Genomic DNA, 4820 nt, shown 5'->3' on the forward strand with positions numbered 1-4820 from the left:
GGAAGTGTGCGGCACGGAATCGACGGCTACGTTTGATCGCGGTGACTTCGGCGTGGACTACGGCAAGGCATACGGCTTCAAGATGAAGACGACGCTGCATATTCAGGCCGAAGGCGTGAAGCAGTAAATTTATTGATGGATGCCGGTGTGGAGATGGTCACGCCCGCCGTTCAGGGCAGAGAAGCCGTTCCAGCTCATGTGGGAACGGCTTTTTTCGATTATGTGACCATCATGGGCGCTTTCTCGAAGGTGACAGCCTCCGAGAAAGCGAGTGGGCCGATGCAAAAAATCGGATGGAAGACAGCAGTATTCCTCTCCACTCCTCGCGCACCCCTGATCCCCTATGCGCGGTGCCTCTGCTACAATCTCCATTACTACATTTGTAGCAATGGAGATTGTAATGAGCATGCCGGTCCGAATTGACGACGAGTTGTATGAACAGGCGAAGGCCGATGCGTCGGCAGAACACCGATCAATCGCCGGCCAGATTGAATTCTGGGCGAAGGTCGGGCGTGCGGCGCTGGACAACCCGGATCTGCCGGCGTCCTTCATTGCCGAGTCGCTGATCTCGATGGCCGAGCCGCGCGAACACTCCACGCCGTTCGTGCCACGTGGCCGCCGCAAATGAGCTTTACGGTGCGTCAGACGAGACGTTTTGCAAGGCAGTACAAGAAACTCCATGACAACGCCGCTGCCGACGTGGACGCTGCAGTTGCGGTCGTCGCAACCGATCCTGCTGTTGGAGAGCGAAAGAGAGGGGACCTGACTGATTTGCTTGTGTACAAGTTTCGAGGCCAGGGACAATTGTTCTTGCTTGGCTACACCGTCGACGACGAACCGCGGCTGGTGTACCTCGAAGCGATCGGCCCGCACGAGAATTTCTATCGGGATCTAAAGCGGTGAGTCTGCTCCACGATTAGGGCAACGTTGACCAAGACGTTCGCGTTCCCTTCAAGCGTCGGTGCCCCGCGCTCGGCTTCGCACAACACCTGTCGGATACCGTCTACCTACAGCCCGAAGGTCATCAAGGCGCCCGCTATCAATGCTCCCATGTCATGAATGAAATGACATCCGGGCTATCGTCAAACGGGGTTCGGTCCAACACAATCCTCTCCAACGCAGCGCTTGCTGCCTAATTTTCTGGAGAGAAGCCATGTATGCAGTGACCGGAATCACGGGGCAGGTCGGGGGTGTTGTTGCGCGTTTGCTGTTAGCCGCCGGCCAAGATGTCCGCGCCGTCGTTCGCGATGCAGCAAAGGGCGAGGTCTGGGCGAAGCAGGGCTGCGAAGTCGCACTCGCCGACGTCAACGATCAACAAGCGTTGCAGCACGCCTTCGAAGGTGCCGAAGGCGTGTTTGTCCTGCTGCCGCCGACGTTCGACCCCACGCCGGGCTTTCCCGAAGCACGCAAGATCATCGACACATTGCGGGCTGCACTCGCAGCCGCCAAACCGTCCAAGGTCGTCGTGCTGTCGACCATCGGCGCACAGGCCACGCAGCCGAACCTGCTGAATCAGCTTCAGATCCTCGAGCAGGAACTGGGCACGCTGCCCATGCCCGTGGCCTTCCTGCGCGCCGCATGGTTCATCGAAAACGCTGCGTGGGATGTGGCCCCCGCACGCGATTCAGGCATCGTGCCCAGCTTCTTGCAACCGCTCGATAAACCCGTGCCGATGGTCGCTACCGCGGATATCGGCCGTGTCGCGGCGGAACTGCTGCGTGAATCGTGGACGGGGCGCCGTATCGTTGAACTGGAAGGGCCGCAGCGTATTTCGCCTGACATGATCGCCGCTAGCTTCGCACGTCTGCTAGGTCGCGACGTCAGCATGACAGTGGTGCCACGGGACACCTGGGAAGACTTGTTCCGCTCGCAAGGGATGAAAAACCCGACGCCGCGCATGCAGATGATCGATGGTTTCAATGAAGAGTGGATCTGCTTCGAAGGCGCTGAACACGAAGTGCGCAAAGGTCGTGTGCCACTCGATACGGTGTTGCAATCGCTGATTGAAAGAGCGTCGTAGAAGGGCACTGATTCTCGGCAATAGGGCTTGAAAGTATTCACCGTTATTCAGGAGTACAACCAATGACCGGCATGCAAGAAAATGCGAACCGAAAAGGCCGCCTCGATGGCAAGAAGGTAGTCGTGCTCGGCGGTTCATCGGGAATCGGCTACGCTGTGGCGGAGTATGTGCTGGCCGAAGGTGCGCACGTTGTGATTGGGTCGAGCCATGCGGGACGCGTCGAGGCGGCGGTTACGTCGCTTGGCGCGAATGCTAAAGGTCATGCGCTCGATCTCACCGATGAACACGCTATCGAAGCATTTTTTAACGCGACCGGCAGCTTCGATCATCTGGTATTCACCGCAGGCGATTCTCTGCGGCTTGGTGAGATCGCTGCGACGGATTTATCGTTGGCAAGACGCGCCTTCGATATCCGCTACTGGGGCGCGCTCGCCGCGGTCAAACACGCTTCGCCGTATATCGCGGCGGGCGGTTCGATCGTGCTGACAACGGGCGTCGCGGCGTGGCGTCCGCGTAGCGGCTGGGCATTCGGCGCGAGCGTGTGCGGCGCAATGGAAGCGCTCACGCGGGCGCTTGCGGTGGAAATGGCACCGTTGCGCGTGAATGCCGTGTCACCAGGATTGATCGCGACGAACCTGTGGCAGAACATGTCCGAAGAGGACCGCCAAGCGATGTACGAAGAAGCCGGCAAGCAATTTCCGGTCGGACGAGTAGGCGAGGCACACGATGTCGCGGCTGCGTACCTGTTCCTGATGGAAAGTGCTTTCGCAACGGGACAGACGGTTGTGGTGGATGGCGGGGCGGTGCTGGTTTAGGGGCCGCATGGGCGAAGCACCGCTAGGCCAAAACTGTGGCGACTTGGGAGGCTGGATTTTTCGCTATCTTTAAGTCATTCACTTGCCAGGACAATAAAGAGGGGTCGGGCGCTCAGCGCCCGGAACCCTTGCCGTCAATCACACGCGTCAATTCGTAACCGGCAGATATGGCGACGTCAACGTGGTCGGCGGATACGACACAGCGCCTAATTGCTTCGTGAAGCTGTACCGCACATAAACAGCGGCCATGTATTCCCGATACTGGTACGCATTGCCAAGCGACGCCGATCCGCCCACGAACAATTGCGGCGCGAGCTGGTATTCGGCGCTTGCGTTGAACGAGTAAGCGACGCCCGTTTTGCTGGTGCCGGGATATACGCCGCTGGTCGAATATGGCGTCGCCGACAGCTTCGAGACCACTCCCTGAAGAGCACTATCGGTCGGGAAATAATTAGATGCGTCCTGCCGATAATGCTGAACGCCGATCGAACCTTTCAGGTCGTACGTGAAGGCGCCACTACGGCCCTTGTACTCGACCGGAAAGTTCAGGATCACATATTGTTGCGGGCTGAAATAGCCACCCTGACCATACGTGAAGTACGACAGGTTTTTGTCGTAATGCATCAGCGTCGTGTTCACGCCCACGGTGAGTGTCTGGTTCGCATCCGTGAACAAACGCGTGTAGACCCCACCGCCGCCCTTGACCGCTGTATTAATTGCTACGTTGTAGCCGTCGAAGTATTCGTACGACGCGTTGACGTAAGCGCCGCTCATACCGTCGTCCCAGCCGAGCGAGGCACGGCCGCCGTTCGATGTTACCCCGCCCCATGTCAGGGTCCCAACCTGGTTCAATTGGTTGGCTATGGCGGTGTTGAGGGGCGCATTGCTTAAAGCGGTGAGCGCGGCGGTATTCATGTTGTTCAGGCTCGAATCCCGCGTCCCTGCATAGGACAGCAAGCTGTCCGTGACGGCGCGGCGCGCAACGGCGAGCGAGTACGAAACCTTGTCAGTGATACCGCCGTTGTATTCGGCGCCACCGACCCAGTTAGCCTCCCGAAAACCAAACGGCGTCCTGCCGACGTCAGCTTTGATGCTATCGGTTTCGAATCCCACCGATAACCCCACCCCACTTGCCGTCTGGTCGCCGGAGTTGTTTTGACCAGCCAGCCCACCAACCACGCTTCCCCCAAACCGCGCCAGCGTATTCGGATCATTGGAGGCCGTACCCGCGTCCAACGTGACCGGCGTCGCCGTCACGACAATATGCCCGTTCCCCGCTGCGATGCGACCCTGAACCGGCGCTTCGATATCCGTCAGGTTCGACAACCCGTCCTCACCTGTACGGCTGCGAAAGATGACGCCGCCCGACACCGTGCTCGACCGAGCGCGGTTGATTTGCGCGAGTTCATCGGCGACGCCCAGCGTTTGTGCGTTTGCTACGGTCGTCGGATTGTTACCCGCCATGCCGGAGTACGCCTGTGCCGGTTGCGCGGGAGCGTAGCCATAACCTGCGGGCGGTTGCGGGATGTAGGGCTGACCGTAACCCTGGTTCGCGTACGGCTGCTGTTGTTGCTGCTGCGGATAACCGTACCCCTGCTGCGCATACTGCTGCTGCGGATAAGGCTGCTGCCTGTAGTCCGTTTCATCGGCTTGGCGAGTGTTACGCGACGTGGCCTGCTTGCGTGTCGAAGCACGTGTCGATTTCGTTCCCGCCGCACTGGAGTAGGTGCGGGGTTGCGGCTGCAGCGCGTTCGCTTGCGCTTCGCGCGCAGCGGGCGACATGGGCCACGGCGAACTCGTCGCGGGATCGACCTGTTGCTGAGCTTGCTGATACTGAGCCGGATACGGCTGCTGCGGCTGCTGAGCTTGCTGTTGATACGGTTGCCGATATTGCTGCTGATTCTGGGCCGGATAAGGCTGCTGATATTGCGGCTCATACGGTTGCTGATAAGCCTGCCCCTGCGGCTGATTTTGCCCTTGGTATT

5 protein-coding genes and 1 pseudogene are annotated in these 4820 nt (G+C 59.3%); 5 read left to right on the forward strand and 1 reads right to left on the reverse strand.

Annotated features, from left to right (window positions below; genetic code table 11):
• From JWR14_RS35910 to JWR14_RS35930, 5 genes and pseudogenes are all read left to right on the forward strand, one after another.
• Positions 1-127 (forward strand): annotated as a pseudogene (locus tag JWR14_RS35910) (polyisoprenoid-binding protein); the annotation flags it as partial.
• A gap of 273 nt (positions 128-400) precedes the next feature.
• Positions 401-628 (forward strand): ParD-like family protein, encoded by a 228-nt coding sequence (locus tag JWR14_RS35915; protein ID WP_299719041.1) that lies wholly within the window; start codon positions 401-403, stop codon positions 626-628.
• Between the two features lie 8 nt (positions 629-636).
• Complete coding sequence (locus JWR14_RS35920; RefSeq protein WP_299719043.1) at positions 637-903, forward strand: type II toxin-antitoxin system RelE/ParE family toxin; 267 nt, start codon at positions 637-639, stop codon at positions 901-903.
• Between the two features lie 250 nt (positions 904-1153).
• Entirely contained in the window at positions 1154-2020 is an 867-nt protein-coding gene (locus JWR14_RS35925) for an NmrA family NAD(P)-binding protein (RefSeq protein WP_299719046.1), read from the forward strand.
• Positions 2021-2082: 62 nt separating this feature from the next.
• The gene (locus tag JWR14_RS35930) at positions 2083-2835 is read left to right on the forward strand and encodes an SDR family oxidoreductase (RefSeq protein WP_299719049.1); all 753 of its coding nucleotides are present in this window, start codon (positions 2083-2085) and stop codon (positions 2833-2835) included.
• A gap of 147 nt (positions 2836-2982) precedes the next feature.
• On the opposite strand, the gene JWR14_RS35935 is transcribed toward JWR14_RS35930, so the two are convergent.
• On the reverse strand, positions 2983-4820 hold a 1838-nt coding region (locus JWR14_RS35935), incomplete at its 5' end, for a cellulose synthase subunit BcsC-related outer membrane protein (protein ID WP_299719052.1).

Source organism: Caballeronia sp., from assembly GCF_028292365.1.
GTDB lineage: Bacteria > Pseudomonadota > Gammaproteobacteria > Burkholderiales > Burkholderiaceae > Caballeronia.

Coding starts and splice junctions, on each gene's coding strand:
- JWR14_RS35930 (WP_299719049.1), top strand. CDS start 2,083: ATGACCGGCATGCAAGAAAATGCGAACCGAAAAGGCCGCCTCGATGGC.
- JWR14_RS35925 (WP_299719046.1), top strand. CDS start 1,154: ATGTATGCAGTGACCGGAATCACGGGGCAGGTCGGGGGTGTTGTTGCG.
- JWR14_RS35915 (WP_299719041.1), top strand. CDS start 401: ATGAGCATGCCGGTCCGAATTGACGACGAGTTGTATGAACAGGCGAAG.